Source organism: Nostoc sp. (genome assembly GCF_036917275.1).
Taxonomy (GTDB): Bacteria; Cyanobacteriota; Cyanobacteriia; order Cyanobacteriales; family Nostocaceae; genus Nostoc.
The window spans coordinates 21098-37928 of sequence record NZ_JBALDF010000065.1; the positions used below are offsets into that span (position 1 = coordinate 21098).

The 16831-nt window shown below is 40.7% G+C and carries 13 protein-coding genes and 1 pseudogene; 4 read left to right on the forward strand and 10 right to left on the reverse strand.

The window, feature by feature from the left end:
* Positions 1–101: 101 nt before the first annotated feature.
* Positions 102–563: a protein rep gene (locus tag V7K35_RS25670; RefSeq protein WP_335082847.1), complete on the reverse strand. Its 462-nt coding sequence runs from the start codon at positions 561–563 to the stop codon at positions 102–104.
* A gap of 148 nt (positions 564–711) precedes the next feature.
* On the reverse strand, positions 712–1431 hold the full coding sequence (locus V7K35_RS25675; RefSeq protein ID WP_335083000.1) for a response regulator transcription factor: 720 nt from the start codon (positions 1429–1431) through the stop codon (positions 712–714).
* A gap of 1020 nt (positions 1432–2451) precedes the next feature.
* On the opposite strand from V7K35_RS25675, the pseudogene V7K35_RS25680 reads away from it, so the two are divergent.
* Positions 2452–2898 (forward strand): annotated as a pseudogene (locus tag V7K35_RS25680) (rhodanese-like domain-containing protein); the annotation flags it as partial.
* Positions 2899–3731: 833 nt separating this feature from the next.
* On the opposite strand, the gene V7K35_RS25685 reads toward V7K35_RS25680, so the two are convergent.
* The 4 genes from V7K35_RS25685 to trpB all read right to left on the reverse strand — a co-directional run bounded on the left by V7K35_RS25685 (position 3732) and on the right by trpB (position 7960).
* A complete protein-coding gene (locus V7K35_RS25685) occupies positions 3732–4361 on the reverse strand; it encodes a ribonuclease H-like domain-containing protein (protein ID WP_335082849.1) in 630 nt (209 codons plus the stop codon).
* A gap of 89 nt (positions 4362–4450) precedes the next feature.
* A complete protein-coding gene (locus V7K35_RS25690; protein WP_334797300.1) occupies positions 4451–4999 on the reverse strand; it encodes a CAP domain-containing protein in 549 nt (182 codons plus the stop codon).
* A gap of 333 nt (positions 5000–5332) precedes the next feature.
* On the reverse strand, positions 5333–5860 hold the full coding sequence (locus tag V7K35_RS25695; RefSeq protein ID WP_335082851.1) for a CAP domain-containing protein: 528 nt from the start codon (positions 5858–5860) through the stop codon (positions 5333–5335).
* An 864-nt stretch (positions 5861–6724) separates the two neighbouring features.
* Positions 6725–7960 carry a tryptophan synthase subunit beta gene (trpB, locus tag V7K35_RS25700; RefSeq protein WP_335082853.1) on the reverse strand — a complete coding sequence of 412 codons (1236 nt, stop codon included), beginning with the start codon at positions 7958–7960 and terminating at the stop codon, positions 6725–6727.
* A gap of 229 nt (positions 7961–8189) precedes the next feature.
* On the opposite strand from trpB, the gene V7K35_RS25705 reads away from it, so the two are divergent.
* Together V7K35_RS25705 and V7K35_RS25710 are read left to right on the forward strand one after the other, a co-directional pair.
* Complete coding sequence (locus tag V7K35_RS25705; RefSeq protein ID WP_334795555.1) at positions 8190–8537, forward strand: translation initiation factor; 348 nt, start codon at positions 8190–8192, stop codon at positions 8535–8537.
* A gap of 141 nt (positions 8538–8678) precedes the next feature.
* Entirely contained in the window at positions 8679–8837 is a 159-nt protein-coding gene (locus V7K35_RS25710) for a YqaE/Pmp3 family membrane protein (protein WP_334871726.1), read from the forward strand.
* Positions 8838–9101: 264 nt separating this feature from the next.
* Here V7K35_RS25710 and V7K35_RS25715 read toward each other — a convergent pair whose 3' ends face one another.
* The 4 genes from V7K35_RS25715 to lpdA all read right to left on the reverse strand — a co-directional run bounded on the left by V7K35_RS25715 (position 9102) and on the right by lpdA (position 13607).
* Positions 9102–9782, reverse strand: a complete 681-nt coding sequence (locus tag V7K35_RS25715) for a carbonic anhydrase (protein WP_335082855.1) — start codon at positions 9780–9782, stop codon at positions 9102–9104.
* A 918-nt stretch (positions 9783–10700) separates the two neighbouring features.
* A complete protein-coding gene (locus V7K35_RS25720) occupies positions 10701–10952 on the reverse strand; it encodes a DUF5340 domain-containing protein (protein ID WP_273769510.1) in 252 nt (83 codons plus the stop codon).
* Positions 10953–11197: 245 nt separating this feature from the next.
* Positions 11198–12088, reverse strand: a complete 891-nt coding sequence (trpC, locus tag V7K35_RS25725; protein ID WP_335082857.1) for an indole-3-glycerol phosphate synthase TrpC — start codon at positions 12086–12088, stop codon at positions 11198–11200.
* Positions 12089–12176: 88 nt separating this feature from the next.
* Positions 12177–13607 carry a dihydrolipoyl dehydrogenase gene (lpdA, locus tag V7K35_RS25730; RefSeq protein ID WP_335082859.1) on the reverse strand — a complete coding sequence of 477 codons (1431 nt, stop codon included), beginning with the start codon at positions 13605–13607 and terminating at the stop codon, positions 12177–12179.
* Positions 13608–14663: 1056 nt separating this feature from the next.
* Here lpdA and V7K35_RS25735 point away from each other — a divergent pair.
* Positions 14664–16502 (forward strand): ShlB/FhaC/HecB family hemolysin secretion/activation protein, encoded by a 1839-nt coding sequence (locus tag V7K35_RS25735; protein ID WP_335083002.1) that lies wholly within the window; start codon positions 14664–14666, stop codon positions 16500–16502.
* Positions 16503–16831 lie beyond the last annotated feature (329 nt).

Below are 16831 nucleotides of genomic sequence, written 5' to 3' on the forward strand. Positions count from 1 at the left end.
TAGGACTTACGCACACTCTACGAATTCTCGGCGCTCTTGGCGTCTTGGCGGTTCGATAAATTAAGCGAAGTTGGCAATTTTTGCGTAAGTCCTATTATACCTTACCAATTTATTTTTACTATAAATTGCCCCTCGAAGTTATTTACAGTAATAAATAGCCAACGGTGCTTGGGGTAATCAGTGACAACCTGTGGGATAATTTTGTAAGCCCTTGCTTTCCACATCAGCGATCGCCGCCACTGACAAACCGGACAGTGACGAACCCTACAGAATCGGGCATCTGATAGCTTTAACTTAAGAATGCCTTCTGATTCCTCTGGCATTAATTGAAACTTCAGCAACTCGGAACAAATTCTCATCCGCCAAGCATACTGCTGAAAATAATGTTCGTCTGCTTTGGCGTAATAATGCAAGAGTTTATCAGTATTAGCTCTGTGCTTGTCCCAAATTTTACCTATAGGCGAAACTTCGGTTAAGCTCTGTATATTTTTATTTTGTTGGAACTTATCTTGAGACGATATATTAAAAGCAATAAAGTTACTGTCTGAGGCTTGACCAGACACGAAATTACTAAATCAGTTTGTATCAATGTCCCAAATTAACGCAAGTTATCCGGTCAAGCCTCAGTAAAAGTATTTAAGTAAGCAATAAGACTAATGCTAACTTATCTGAGTCGTTCATTATTATCAAGTACTCCCGAAATCAGAAAGATCAGGAATCAGTATTTTCGTCAGGCGCTTCAAACTTGTAACCATAGCCCCGCACAGTTTTAATAAACTCCGGTATGCTGGCATCGACTTCCATCTTCTTACGAAGCTGACCAATATGCACATCAACCACTCGTCCATCTCCTATGTAATCGCAACCCCAGATTTTTTGGATTAGCTGTGGACGACTCCAAGCCTGATTAGGATGACTTGCCAAAAAATGTAAGATATTAAATTCCAGCGCTGTTAAGGCCAGAGGTCTATCATTAAGTGTTACCTCCCGACCCTCTGGGTTAATTGCTAGCTGCTTGAAGAGAATACGTTGTGTTGGGGAGGGGTTGATGTAGCGTATTCGCCTCAAAAGAGCTTCTACTCTAACTTCAACTTCTGCAAGACTAAATGGTTTAGTCATGAAATCATCAGCACCTGCGCTCAAGATTTTAATTTTATCAGCCTCGTCAGTCCTACTAGTCAGTATCAGCACTAAAACATTAGTACGACTCTGCATTTCTTGACAGAGGCTATAACCATTAACATCGGGCAAATTCCAATCCAGAATTACTAAAGTTGGGTTGAATTGCTCAAACAACGACAAGGCAGTCTTACCATCTGCTGCCGACTCTATTTGATATTTCCGACTTAAAAAACGATACACGAGATTTCGGACACCGAAGTCGTCATCAACGATGAGAATTTTGGGAGTAGTCTCAGAAACTATAACCATAATGCTGCCTATTGTAGATTGGGCGATTTGCTGTTGCGCCAGCTTTACTTGAGGTGTTTCTGTTGAGAATGTATTCACACGCATCAATACTGAGTACTATCGCTACTATAGTACTTGTGTACAAGTAATTTTCCATAAATATGAAAACTTCAATCATCTAATGCTTATAGAATATATAATTATTGGATGATTTTTGTAAAATTTTTGATTTTTATTGTATAATATTAAACTTTTTTAGTGAAAATGAGTGTAATTGAAGAGGGTCTACGAAAGTTTACTCAGCGTGCATTTACATGTAGCTACCCTCTTAAGCATATAGTATACTACAAGTTTCCAGATGAGACTATTACAAGTCTTGGACTGGCAGCAAGCTAAGGAGAATTTTGGCAACAACTGGCAAAATTTTTGTAAGCTCTTAATCTGGCGAAGGGGAGTCTTGAAGATGGGGATTGGGACCCCACTTAATTGGGAGCCACCAAAAAGTGATACTTTTGCATTAAACCCGCATCGCGTTGCCGCGTATGCATTGGGATGGGGAAACAAATTTCCCAAGTCTTTAAATCTGTCCATACCTTGAGTCCTCTTGGTAAAGCCTGGGATGAATAATATAGCGCAGCTTGTGTAACTCTAACAGTGCAGCAAGAGATTGAAAAGATATTATTTTTAGCGATCGCAGATATTGAAAAATTCCAAAATTACTATATTAATGATTGAATATTTTTAATTTTAAACTAATATTTTTTCAGTTATGTATGGATTATAGGAAATTTAATCTTGTTTAAATGTGGCTGTATTATTCAATATTATCAACATAAAAATTAATATTAAATTAACTTAATATAAAATATTGTCTTCTCATAGTCTTAAATGGCTTTATTGGCAATTCATTAATTGGTATAAATTATTTAAATCACCCACTCTATCTGAGGAGAGAGGTTGAAAATATTCATCCCAGAGAAAGAGCAATTAAATATGCTAAGTCCATTAAATTGCTATTAATATCGTCAGTAAGGAATAATTATGACTAACAATTTAGCAGGCGGCATCATTCCCCCACAGCCACCAATAGAAACACAATCTGAAGCTCATGTCTTGAAGACTCGTCTAGAATGGGGCGAACCAGCTTTTACAATATTGGATGTGCGCGATCGCAACACCTTCAACGAAGGTCACATTATGGGATCGATGCCGATGCCAGTAGATGGATTAGTAGAGCGGGCAGTAGCTTCTTTAGCTAAGAGCCGGGATATTTACGTTTACGGGGCTAATGAAGAAGAAACTGCCCAAGCCGCACAACAACTACGTTCTAATGGATTTGAGCATGTCTCTCAACTCAAAGGTGGTCTTGCCGCGTGGAAGGAGATCGGTGGCCCAACAGAAGGTATTGTCGAATCTACAACTCCCCCAGGTGCAGATGACTACAATGTGGTAGATCGGCTAAAAAATCACCAAGAGAATCTGCAAAAGGGAGGCACTAGCCCGACAGAAGCCATTAAAAGGGGAGCTAGTAACCTAAAAGAAGGCATTCAAGAGGGAGCCAGTAATTTAAAGGAAAGCATTCAAGAGGGAGCCAGTAACCTAAAAGAAGGCATTCAAGAGAAAGCAAGTGAGGCTAAGGAAAAAGCCAGTGACGTCAAGGAAGGCATTCAAGAGAAAGCCAGTGAGGCTAAGGAGAAAGCCGGTGACGTAAAGCAAGACATTCAACAGAAAGCCGGTGACGTAAAGCAAGACATTCAACAGAAAGCCGGTGACGTCAAGGAAGGTATTGAAGAGAAAGCCAGTGACGTGAAGCAAGACATTCAACAGAAAACCGATGACGTGAAGTAAGACATTAGCGAATCTAGAACTCCTACAGGTTCAGATGATTCCAATGTTGGCTCTTATGCATAAAATAACTTAGGGACTTCCAGTTAAAAAAACATCCCATCCCTGCGGGACGCTCCGCGAACGTAGGGGCGCAAGGCCTTGCGCCCCTACAAATGTAAAAATAATTTTGGATAATTTATTTTTTGTCAGTCCCTTAGCAAATCAGCAATAGACTTCTTGCAAAATCTCAATTTTTCGTGAGGAAAGAAGTCAGAATTCATAGAGAACTCTGAACCGCGGCTTTTGCCATTCCTCGTAGGGATACGGGGAAGCAAGCTATGTAATAGCGTGCAGGAGAACAAGTTGCCGTTTGCCCTTGGCGTTGACTATAAGAAAAGGCATGTGAGAAGTTGAAGAGTCAGGAGACAAAATATTCTCCCTCCACAGGCTTATCCTCCAGAAATATAACTTTTGCAAGAGGTTTACTGTTTGATTCAGTGTTCAAACAAATCCTTGAATTGCAACAAATCTAAAGAAACAATTGTTGGTAGAAATTCAAAACATTCTTGAGCAATTTCCCAACGTTCTTCTCGTTTGAGCATTTCTGTTAACTTCTGCTGCACACTAAGTAAGTAGCGCACATCATTGGCAGCGTAACTCAGTTGAGCTTCAGATAAACTAGCAGCGTTACCCCAATCAGAACTTTGAGAGCTTTTATCCAGTTCCACTTTTTCTAACTCTTGCACCACATCTTTAAGTCCGTGGCGATTTGTGTAAGTACGGGCTAACTTACTAGCAATTTTGGTGCAAAAAACAGGCTGAACCTGAATCCCCAGATTAGCTCGTAAAGTGGCAAGGTCAAAGCGAGCAAAGTGAAACACTTTTACAACATTTGTCGCTTCCAAGAGTTTTTTTAAGTTTGGAGCGTCAGCTTGTCCTTTGGCTATGCGAATTGCAGTCACTTTTCCTTCTAAATTGCACAGTTGGACAAGACACAAGCGATCGCGTTGCGGCAATAATCCCATCGTTTCTGTATCAACTGCGATCGCTGTAGATTCTAAATACTGTCCAAGGGCTGCGTCACTGAGATCGCGATCGCTCACCTGAAAATCTAGTAATGTCATGAATTGTTCAAAAATAATTGCAGTGTCCAGCAGATAAAAGTCTTGTCAGACACTACATTATTATTGTGCAAAAAAATCAGAAATTAAATCTACCTAGTGCGGAAAAACATTTGTGTCAGGTAGACTTCGCCTTGATTATTAGTAGCAACGCCAATTCCAGTCAGGTTATAATTTCCTTTAAGATTTTTTAAATGTCCGGGACTGTTGATCCAACCAGTAACAGCTTCGTCCACAGGGTTGCTATATCCCCGATTGAAAGCAACATTTTCCGCCGCACTGTTGTAGCGAATAGGGATAGCTTTGACTCGCCGTTCAAATCCCTGATGGCTAAATGGGGTTTTACCTTTAGCCATATTTTGACTATGAATTCTTGCCTGCCGAGTGATATTTGCATTTGTGGTCAACTTTGGTAATCCTTTAGAAGCCCGATATCGATTAATTTCGTCAAAAACTGATTTTTCTAACTCTGTAGTTTTAAAAGTAGGAGTCGATATCGCAACCTGACTGGAAAAAAGTGACAACAGCTTATTACGGGTGGATGTATTTGTAGAAGGATAATTTGGTATCGGAACAGTCGTTAATCCACTAGCAAGGACAAGCGCACTTAAAGCGATGCCAAAAGCAGTTTGTCGGAACATGGAGAATTGCGTAATGTGTAGAGATGACTTCTACTCTACCCTATAGTTCCAATAATATATACCATGATCCTATTAAGGATTGATGAATTTCGGCAATCTGGCTACATCGTTGTACAGGAAGTATAAACAATCATTTCCAATTGTCAATACTTCAATAAATAAGCTTCATAAAATTACGGTTATTTTTACCGATAATTTAAGAATTTTCATCAATTACTCAAAAAATAATCTTGTCTTCAATAGACAAATGTCATTGAAACTACATTATTCAGCCTGCTAGCAGGCTGAAGTCTGGGAAGTTTGAAAAAACAAACCTAAATTTTACAAAATCTATCAGCGAAGGAAAATTTGTGTGAAGTAGATTGCGCCTTTACTGTTGCTAGCTACACCAATCCCCGTCTTATCATAATTACCTTTGATATTGGCTAGATGCCCTGGACTTTTGAGCCAGCCTTGAACAGCTATTGTGGCAGGATCACTATATCCCTGGTTGTAAGCAACATTTTCACCAGCTCCTCTGTAAGGAATACCGATTGCTCTAACACGTTCTGAAAATCCCGTATGTCCAAAGGGAACTGTACCATTAGCCATGTTTTGACTGTGAATCCTGGCTTGATTCTCAATGGCAGAATTACGAGTCAGCGCTGGTAGCCCTTGGGAAGCTCTGTATTTATTAATTTGGTTGAAAACCGACTGTTCTAGAGCAGCAGTGTCTATCCTAGATGCTGCAATCTTAAAAGTATCACTTGATACATATAAACTTTTTGCAGTAAAAGTTGGATTTGTTACCTGAGTAGCGATCGCTCCACTATTAAGAATAATGGTGCTTAAAGCAAGTCCGTAAATTGTTGTTTTAATCATTTGCTGTAACTAAAGTTACAGACAATCTAACCAAGATAGGTAAATGTGACAAATTGGTTGTCGGTCTATATACCTCTGTTTATGGGGTTTTATGTCCAAAAAATACCAGTAAACGTTTATATTCGTGTTTTTACGAAAGTTTTTTATATTTTTAAATAATTTGCATCTACCATTAGTATGATTATTTTTAGATAACCTCCTTTCTGTCCTTCATTTTGTAATACACGAATATTTCCAATATCTGGCTAATAATGGTTAAACAACAATCAAAAATTTCTAATAATTAACAGTAGCAATACTTAGTAAAATCAATTATTATGAACTATTATTGAATAAAAAGAGATAAATTTACTAAGGATTAATACTGAGTAAATTGGGGAATATGAGATATACAGCAGTTTTCTTTTGCATGAAGTACAAAGCTACGCGTTCGGAGGCAGGAGGTAAAAACTCTTTATATGTGATTTTGAGTCCTGCCTTTTGTACCTCACTTACTTGCAAACTGCTGTAAATGGCATAAATTTTTTCACTAAAACTTCTGGGCGACTAGCTTTGGTTGAGAGTTTCTAACTCTTTCTGTACCACGCGCAACACCCGCGCAATATATTCTACACGCCACTATTCCCGTTCCTTAGTTACTTTGACATCAGGCTCGTAAACTTCAATCTCAGTAGCTAAACTTCGGCTTGGCTAGTTTTTCATAAAGTACTTTATTCCCAGGATAGATATTCCTGGAAATGTGCATAGTCAGACTTTGCACAAAGTTTTAGGCGTGCTAACTCGTCGTGAGTGGGTTGCGGTAGCATAGAGTGTTGGAATTGTTGATCCATTATTGCTTCCTCTCAAAAATTGGATGTACATTTTTTAGGCATCATTTAATAACTTGGCTACTGTATGTACATCCTTATCGCCGCGTCCAGAGCAGTTAATTACAATCCGGGGACTGTCGGTTAGTTGAGGACATAGAGTTTCGAGGTAGGCGATCGCATGGGCTGTTTCCAATGCCGGGATAATCCCTTCCAATTTTGACAATCGCTGGAATGCCGCCAAAGCCTCTGCATCCGTCACACTATAGTATTCGGCACGACCAATATCCTTCAAATAGCTATGTTCTGGACCTACACCGGGATAATCTAAACCTGCACTAATTGAGTGTGCCTCAATGATTTGCCCATCCTCATCTTGCAGGAGATAGCTCATTGCTCCATGCAATACACCAACTCGTCCTTTTGTCAAGGTTGCTGCGTGTTTTTGGGTATTGACACCTTCTCCGGCTGCCTCAATCCCAATAAACCGGATAGAAGCCTCATTGATAAACTCATAGAATAGTCCCATAGCATTGGAACCACCACCGACACAAGCCAAGAGAATATCAGGCAATACACCCCACTTTTCGATTGCTTGGGCGCGAGTTTCTTGGCCAATTACTGCATGGAAATCACGTACGATCATCGGGTAAGGATGGGGTCCTGCTACCGAACCCAGGATGTAGTGAGTTGTTTCCACATTTGTCACCCAATCGCGGATTGCTTCAGAAGTGGCATCCTTGAGCGTTCCTGTTCCCGCTTCCACCGGACGCACTTCTGCCCCCATCAGTCGCATTCTGAACACATTCAAAGCTTGGCGTTCCATGTCATGAACGCCCATGTAAATTATGCATTCCAGCCCAAAACGAGCGCAAACTGTTGCCGTAGCAACTCCATGTTGTCCAGCACCAGTTTCGGCAATAATTCGTTGCTTACCCATGCGCTTTGCCAACAATACTTGACCAAGAGCATTATTAATTTTGTGAGCACCAGTATGATTTAAATCCTCGCGCTTTAAGTAAATTTGCGGTCCCGTGCGATCGGGTCGGGCATAATGAGCAGTGAGGCGTTCAGCGAAATACAATGGTGTGGCACGTCCTACATAGTCCCGTAACAACTGCTGTAGTTCTGCTTGAAAACCAGGATCATTGCGGTATTGCTGATAAGCTGTTTCTAATTCAGCAAGGGCAGGCATGAGCGTTTCAGGTACATACTTACCGCCAAAGCGTCCAAAGCGGCCTAGCGTATCGGGAACCTGAGCAGTTGAACTTGGAGATAGGGGAGTGGTAGTCACAAGCTGATTTTGATGACGGGAATGACTTTATTATTATAGAAAAGTCTGAGGCATATATGGAAAATGGTGATTAAGAACTAAATTCTTCGTTGATACTCAATGCCCAATGCCCAATTCCTTTAAATCCCTCACAATGGATTTGTGATGTTAGCCTAGAAATTGATATCCGAGCAGAGTGGTTGCGTAGAAGTTTCCACTGCCTTTGAAATTTTTCTTAAACATTCATTTTATGTCTTCTTCCAATCCCAAATCTTCTGACAAAAGCTTTATCTACCGCGAATTTGGCAACGACAACTCTGCCGCCACAGAAAGACCAATTCCAGAACTGCCATCACAACAACAAAATCTCAAAGTACAAGCTTCCCGCAAAGGACGCAAAGGCAAAACTGTCACGGTGATTAGCGGTTTTCAAGCCAAACCAGAAACCTTGGCAGATTTGGTGAAGCAGTTGAAAACCCAGTGTGGCACAGGTGGGACAATTAAAGATAACGAAATTGAAATTCAGGGCGAACACAAGCAGAAAATTGTCGAGATTTTAACCAAACTAGGTTATAAAGCCAAAATCAGTGGTGGCTAATTTTAAGTACGGTTTACCGGATCTCAACCGTGACCTAGATTGAGAGGAGCAATGTTATCTTTGAGAGGTAGAAATATACTTGAGCAGTGGTGAATCACTTCACCGACAATCTATCTTTTGTGAGATTAATAGGAGGTTCAAATGGATTTAGTTCGTCTTCTGTGTGCCATTTTCTTACCGCCTTTGGGAGTTTTTTTGCAAGTAGGTTTTGGTGTAGACTTTTGGATTAATATAGTTTTGACGCTTTTTGGTTACATTCCTGGGATTATTCATGCAGTGTGGATAATTTTGAAGAAATAATTCTTTGTAAGTGGAGGTTGGGTGTACCAACCTTGACAGAGGCAATTCAGAAATTGCCTCAATAAAAAGACTTAAAAATCGGATATCTGCAAAGTTTTGAACAAGAATAAGAAAAGAGTATTCTGAATTGTACATTCTGCATTCTTCAAAAGTTTGCCGGAGGTATTACAAGACTGTAGTGAAAAACTAACTATTTTTTTTATTTAAAATAAAAACTCTAAAGACACGAGCAATCATGTCTCCAAGGTATAACTTTCTGTGGCACTAAATACCGAATTGACTATCATTTTTTAACATGGCGTAGAGTCTAAACTCTAGAAGCAAGGGGCAAATGTGCAATTGCCATTGCTTAGTTAAGACGTTCAAATCTTTGATCAATCCAGTGCTTATATCTAGTACCCAGCCATGAACCATAGGCGCTTTTCGCTCATAGAGTACCTGACGCATGATGGAAGTTTGGTAAATATTTTTTACTTGCGCCACAACATTCATTTCCGCCAAACGATTCAGACGTTCTTCTCGTGTTGGCAAGGCATCAATTTCTTCTTGTTTCTGTAAATATAGTTCTCGAATCGGATTTACCCAGTTATCAAGGATTCCGATGGTTCTCCCTTCTAAAGCCGTCTTAATTCCTCCGCAATCGTAGTGACCACAAACAATAATATGTTCCACCCCAAGATGTAAAATCGCGTATTCTAAAACAGCTAAAAAGTTAATGTCCGTTAGAGAAACTTGATTGGCAATATTACGATGTACAAATAATTCTCCTGGTTCTGTACCGGTAAATCTTGTTAGTGCCAGACGACTATCAGAACACCCGATGTATAGAAAAGGTGGTGTTTGTCCATTAGATAATTCTTGAAAGTAAGTTGGGTCTAAAGCCAGTTTATCGGTAACCCAAGCTTGATTATTTCTCAATAGTTCATCAATGCTGTTATATTTCATCTTTCGTCCACTTCGAGAGAGAATATCATATTTATTTTAGCTGGTCTACAATTTTTTATAAATCAATATGAGCTTTTTGAGAGCTAAAATTATTGTGAAGATTACATTTTTTTATCCAGGATTAATTATTGTATGGCTTAAAAAAAGCTAACTTACTCGTTAGGTAAAAAAGCTATGTATAATTTTATAAAATGAGCTAAAGAAAGTAATATACATTGCTCTATGAAGATAAAATTGGGAAGATGCATTACTAAAATGAAAATAATTAAAGTATAGCGGCTGTTACATCCAATATTTGCTATAACAACCCGATTTGATTGCGTGAAAAAATCTAAGTATATGTAGCGTGCGTTATGGACATTAGTCCCAACGCACCAAAGCTTTCGGACGGTGCTTTATACCATTTCAGATTAATAATGATACAAATACGTTTGTAGGGGCATGGCAATGCCCATTGGTGTCAACTTAAGCTATAAACCTCGTAAAATCTCGTTTCCAGTCTCTGGCTGGAAATACATACTCTGGCAGATCTGCCGCCAAGAGAGGGAAAGCTTTATCTACCGCGAATTTGGCAACGACAACTCCGTAGCCACAGAAAGACTAATTCTAGGACTGCCCTCACAACAATAAAATCTTAAAATAGTAAAAGTTATTAAACTAGCGAGTTTAAGGAGTTCAACAGTCAACTGGCGCGATCGCAATCCGGTTATCTTAGCCAAGGACACTTTGATTTTAAACGCATCACGGCAGTCCCTACCAAGATATCTTTGCAGCTGTTTATAGACGTTTATAGATGCTCCCTCATCCAGAATTAAAATCTAAGATAAGGAAGTACACATTTGTATTACACTTTCTGATGGTGGTAAGCTAACTTAACAAAGATGCCAAATTTGAGGTTGAAATATTAAGTTATCACCTTCAATCGGGGACAACAACTTTGCTACCGTTATGATGGTTTATCGACCAACGGTGATCAACTGTAACAGAGGAAAATTCGCAAATTTCTTCTAGTCGTTTTTGTTGTACGGCAGCTTTGCGAAGAGTAATAATTAGCTGATTCACCTGATGCCGTAAATCTGGATTATCATTTACTGCTAACATGGTTTGTCTTTCTAAAAGTTGAAGTATAAGTTCGTAGTGAATAGGTGAAGGTAGAGGAATTTGCTCCATGAAGTTAAATTTTGATTTCATATTTGGGATTTTGTATTAGTAAAAATTTATCTCTTGTAAATGGATTGTTACATAATAAATAACTACTTGCTTATGGTTTTGATTTGATTAGCAATGAAGATTTGGTAAAGATATGATGATATTTGATGGCAAAGTGCTGCGGATCTACGCATAGTGTGCCCAATTGCCCAACAATTCTGTATGGTTAGTTGCCCTGCACCCCTAGTGCAAGGCAAGTGTTTTTTTCAAAAATTCTTCGGCAATATACGGGCGATCGCAGCACCCGGATCTGGTTGTTTTACCAATGATTCTCCAATGAGTACAGCTGATGCGCCTGCTGTAAGCACCAAATTCAAATCATCTGGGTTCTGTAGTCCTGACTCGCTGACAACAAGGATGTTTTTCTCCTGCAACTGGCTACCCCTTGCAGCTAAAAGTTGGCAAGTAGTTTGCAAGTCAACAGAGAAATCTCCCAAATTACGATTATTTATTCCTACTAAGGATACCCCATCTAAGGCTAACACACGGTCAAGTTCTGCCAAACTATGAACTTCAATTAAGGCTGCCATTTTCAGGTTGTTAGCAATTTTGAGAAAGTATTTCAAATCTTGATCGCTTAGGATAGCTGCAATCAACAAAATAGCATCTGCACCGTGAACCCGCGCTAAGTATATTTGGTAAGCATAAATGACAAACTCTTTGCACAGTAGGGGCAAATCTACCGCAGCCCGAATCTTGGCTAAGTTCTCAAAACTACCTTGAAAGAACTTGACATCTGTCAGCACAGAAAGACAACTTGCTTTGGCTTGCTGATAAGAAAGGGCGATCGCAACTGGGTCAAAATCTTCTCGGAAAACGCCTTTGCTGGGTGAAGCTTTTTTAACTTCTGCAATCAATGCTGGCTTAGTCTTACCTTGGCGCAAGGCGGCGACAAAATCACGGGTTGGCGGCGCACTAAGTACCTGCTTTTGCAATTCCTGCAAAGGAACCTTTTCCCGCATTTGGTCATATTCTACTTCTTTCTGCCAGACAATTTCTTCCAAGATGTTGTTTGGCGCTGCATCAGGCATAACAGCCTGATAACGTAATATGGATACATTAATAGCTGGGTTAGGGGAACGGCGACGAATTTGCATAATTAGTGTTGAGTTAGGAGTTATGAGTTAGGAGTTATGAGTTAGGAGTTATTAACATTCTTACTCCTAACTTCTCACTCCTAACTTTTTAGATAGCGATCGCTCGTTTATAAGCTTCGTCCAGCACTTCCGAAAGTGACGGGTGAGCGTGAACTAAATGTGCGAGACTTTGGACAGATTGACGGTTAGCGATCGCGGCTGACGCTTCGTGAATTATGTCTGAGGCGTGCAGTCCAAAAATGTGGACGCCCAAGACTTCTCCTGTGTCTTTGCGATATATCACCTTGGCAACACCATCGGCTTCATTTTCAGCTAACGCTTTGGAATTCCCTTTGAAGTAACTCTTACTTGTGGCAATTTCAAACCCTTCGGTTTGTCCCAACTCCTTAGCTGCGGTTTCCGTTAAGCCCACATAGCTGATTTCTGGGTGGGTAAACGCCGCTGCGGGGATGCTGCGATAGTCTACTATTCTTTCCCTCCCAATTATATTTTCCACCGCGATGATGCCTTGAGCAGAAGCCGCATGTGCCAACATAATCTTGCCGTTAGCGTCGCCAATTGACCACAAATGCGGCACTACTTCACCGGCTGATAGCACTGCCATGCGATCGTCAACTGGAATAAAATTCCGCCGATCAAGTTCCACACCCACAGACTCTAAACCAAGATTTTGTGTCGCCGGAATGCGTCCTGTAGCCACTAAGCAAGCATCTACTTCGATGACATCTACATCTTCTTTGGTTTTGAAATCTGCTAACTCAATTACCACAGGTGAACCTGGGATGACTTTTTTGGCGTATATCCCTACTTTGGTTTCAATATCGCGGGGAGTAATCAGCACGCGTTCAGCAAGTTTGGCAATGTCGCGGTCAAATCCTGGCATTAGCTGATCTAGGGCTTCAATCAAGGTGATTTCACAACCTAAAGCTGAGTAAATGTCAGAAAATTCCAAGCCGATGTAACCACTACCAATAATTGCCACCCAGTCTGGTAGCGACTCCAACTTAACGCCTTGGTCGCTGGTAAAGACAGTTTTGCCGTCTACTTCAATCCCTGGAGGCACAAAAGGAATTGAACCAGGCGAAAGGATGATGTCTTTAGCCGTGACCGTTTTTTCGCCACCGTCTCCGGTAATAGAGACTTTTTGCGCCCCAGCGATTTTTCCCCAACCCCTGATAATATCGACTTTTAGACGTTTGAGACTGTTGGTTAAGTCGCCTTGAATTTTTGATACCAGATTATTAGCATGATTAGCGATCGCTTGGCGATCAAATTCCACGCTACCAATTTGAATTCCCAGCGACTTGAGGTGGTGGGCATTGCGTAACTCCCGCACACGTCCAGATGCAGCCAGCAGCGCTTTAGAAGGGATACAGCCCCGATTAACACAGGTTCCTCCCATATCAGCAGCTTCAATAATCGCTGTTTTCAGACCACAACTTACGGCGTGTAAGGCTGCGCCATGTCCGCCTACACCAGCGCCTATAATTACTAAATCGTAATCAAATTCTTGACTCACGTTAGTTTCCCTGTGTGCTTCGCCTATTTATTCTCAACTTGACCGACAATCAGCGCAACCCCTTTATAGTTAGTTATCAGTTTTGTTGCTGGGTTTAAGCCCCTAACACACAGTTATCAGTGAACATTGGGAATTGGTAACTGATTTAAATCCCCTACCATCCGCCTGATAACTTTTTACTGATTTAACGTTCGGGTGTTGCTAACTTAAATTATGATTCACTCACTTCTAGCAAAAAGATGGATGTTTTCAGTAATTATAGTCAAATCTAGATACTTATTTTTTTTATACTCAAAAGGAAGTGGGGATTAAGGAGTAGGCCTGTCAAGGTGACATGTAGCTTTATCTTTAAACCATATTCAAAATTGATTAGAGGATGAATAAATTAGATAATGCTTAATATGCCATTATACCACTTTCTCTACTCTAAATCTTTTTGCTTACCTTCTGAAGTAATAAGTGTAACCTGGATCGCGCCATACACAAAACCCTGATTCATTTAAATACTTTAGTACATTGTGGCATCAGTTTATCTATCTTTAACAAAGGGATTTTGCCCCAAGTCTTGTTAATTAGACCTCTTGAATAAATTTAACTTGTCATGTTGAGCGGAGCGAAACAGAGTAGTGAGATTCTTCTCTCCACTGCGTTTTGCTCAGAATGACATTCCTGATTTTTTGACTTTTGCAAGAGGTCTATTGAGATATAGCAATCCTAAATGAGTCGTGAAAATCTCCGATTCCTCTCTCTGCGCTCTTTGCGCCTCTGCGGTTAATTTATTTTTACAATGACTTAGGACTGCTATAGTAGGTGGATTTACACGCCGTGTTGTACTAAGTCTATTTCTCTTGCAGCAACAAATAATTCCAACATATCTGCTTGCTTATGCAGTTTGAACACCATCAATGTTTTTAAGTCTGCAATAACCAGATGATTTAGCTTTAAATTGGGATTTGCCCAAGATATCAACTTTAACGGCAAAACATGAAGTAAAATTCACATCTGAAGCAGTCCCCGTATAATCCCATAATTCCTAACAAAAAATAGTCCAGTGTGATGATTGATAAATATCCTCAGAATCTTATAGTGTCCTGCTTACCGCTGAGTATGCTTGTATTACTCAGCAGCATATTTTATAGTCCACTAAAAGCCCACGCTGTTGATACTACACAATTACCAACTAGTAATTTCATCCTTTCCCAAAGAATTCCACCACCACAGGATATCCAACCACCCGCACCTTCGCCACTTCCCTCACCCGAACTGCCACAGCCACTCCCCCCACCAGCAGAACTATTTCCCCCCTCTGCCCCAACTCCTATACCTGAGGAACCATTTCCTGGCAACTTTCTTCAAACTATTGTTGTTGAACGGTTTGAAGTTGTTGGTAGTACGGTCTTCAGTCCTGAAGAGTTAGCCCTCGCCACTGCTGAATTTACCAAACGACCGATCTCACAGGCTCAACTGTTTCAAGCCAGTTCTAAAATCACTGATTTATACGTCAACAATGGTTACATTACTTCTGGTGCCTATATTCCACCCCAAACACTCCAATCGCCTGTTATTCAGGTAGTTGGAGGTAAATTAGAACCACTCAAATCCTATATTGTCAAAATTCAGGTGGTCGAAGGTAAATTAGAAGATATCCAGGTAACTGGAACTCGGCGGTTAAATCCGAATTATGTCCGTAGCCGACTAGCAATAGCGACATCACCGCCTCTTAATCGCCAGCGTTTACTAGAGGCGCTACAACTTTTGCAACTTAATCCTTTGATTCAAAAGGTATCTGCTGAACTCTCAACAGGATCGCGGGCTGGTACGAGTCTCTTAGAAGTCAAGATCAGCGAGGCAAAAACCCTTAGTAGCCAAATAATTCTTGATAATGGGCGATCGCCTAGCGTTGGCAGTTTTCGCCGCGGACTACGATTGAATGAAGCTAACTTACTCGGATTCGGAGATGGTCTGAGTTTAGGATACACTAATACCGATGGTAGCAACTCCTTTGACGCTAGTTACACATTACCACTCAATCCCAAGAACGGAACCCTCACCTTCAACTATGGCACTACATCGAGTCATGTCATTGAACCTCCTTTCGACTTTTTAGATATCGAATCAACTTCTCCCTATTACGAACTGACATTCCGCCAGCCAATAGTTCAAACTCCCACACAAGAATTCGTCCTTGGATTAACGGCGTCCCGACGGGAAAGTAATATTTCGTCCTTGCTACAGAGAGAGGGGTTTCCCGGTTCTGTACTTTCGCCTGGAGCGGATGAGCAGGGACGCACCAAGATATCTGCGTTGCGATTTTTTCAAGAATGGACGAGTCGTAATAGCCGTGAAGTCATCGCCCTCCGCTCGCAATTTAGCTTGGGTATAGATGTGTTGAATGCCACAATTAACCAAAATGCTCCCGATAGCCGTTTTTTTGCTTGGCAAGGGCAAGCGCAGTGGGTACGCCTTTTAGCTCCTGAAACCTTACTGTTACTTCGTTTAAATAGCCAACTCGCATCCAGAGCACTTTTGCCTTTAGAGCAATTTGGCTTAGGTGGGCAGGATAGTATTCGAGGCTACCGTCAAGATTACCTGCTGACAGATAATGGCACTTTTGTTTCTGCTGAAGTTCAAGTGCCGATTCTGCGCTTACCCCAGATAAATAGCACATTACAGGTTGTGCCGTTTATAGATTTTGGTGTTGGCTGGAATAGTTCTGGTAGAGAAAATCCCAACCATAATACTCTAGCTGCTGTTGGTCTGGGGTTGCGTTGGTCACAGGGCGATCGCTTCACCATTCGTCTTGACTGGGGCATTCCTTTAGTATCTGTTGACTCAAATGAGAGAACATTACAAGATAACGGTTTGTATTTTAGTTTACTCTATAATCCTTTTTAAAATTTAGGGGTTCATTGTCCTTCCTTTTGCTACCAGAGGCTGCGCCAACGAGAGTTCACGCCATTGAACCAACTGGCGTGAGACGATGCCGCGCAAATATACCATGTGTTCTATTCAGTATTTGATTTTATTCTGGGTATCCTAAGGAAGACAAGGTTGGATGATATAGACAAAAAGACAAAGTTTATAACTTATGGATGAGTGCAGAAAACAGCTAGAACTTCTAGTGCAAAAACTGATTGAACAATTAGCCATCTCATTCCAGAAGGTCAATCATGAAGAGAAGGGCTGGTTTGCACCCTCATACCAATTTTGGGATTACAGACAGT

Coding starts and splice junctions, on each gene's coding strand:
- V7K35_RS25675 (WP_335083000.1), bottom strand. CDS start 1,431: ATGGTTATAGTTTCTGAGACTACTCCCAAAATTCTCATCGTTGATGAC.
- V7K35_RS25685 (WP_335082849.1), bottom strand. CDS start 4,361: ATGACATTACTAGATTTTCAGGTGAGCGATCGCGATCTCAGTGACGCA.
- V7K35_RS25690 (WP_334797300.1), bottom strand. CDS start 4,999: ATGTTCCGACAAACTGCTTTTGGCATCGCTTTAAGTGCGCTTGTCCTT.
- V7K35_RS25695 (WP_335082851.1), bottom strand. CDS start 5,860: ATGATTAAAACAACAATTTACGGACTTGCTTTAAGCACCATTATTCTT.
- V7K35_RS25705 (WP_334795555.1), top strand. CDS start 8,190: ATGTCTTCTTCCAATCCCAAATCTTCTGACAAAAGCTTTATCTACCGC.
- V7K35_RS25710 (WP_334871726.1), top strand. CDS start 8,679: ATGGATTTAGTTCGTCTTCTGTGTGCCATTTTCTTACCGCCTTTGGGA.
- V7K35_RS25715 (WP_335082855.1), bottom strand. CDS start 9,782: ATGAAATATAACAGCATTGATGAACTATTGAGAAATAATCAAGCTTGG.
- V7K35_RS25720 (WP_273769510.1), bottom strand. CDS start 10,952: ATGGAGCAAATTCCTCTACCTTCACCTATTCACTACGAACTTATACTT.
- trpC (WP_335082857.1), bottom strand. CDS start 12,088: ATGCAAATTCGTCGCCGTTCCCCTAACCCAGCTATTAATGTATCCATA.
- V7K35_RS25735 (WP_335083002.1), top strand. CDS start 14,664: ATGATTGATAAATATCCTCAGAATCTTATAGTGTCCTGCTTACCGCTG.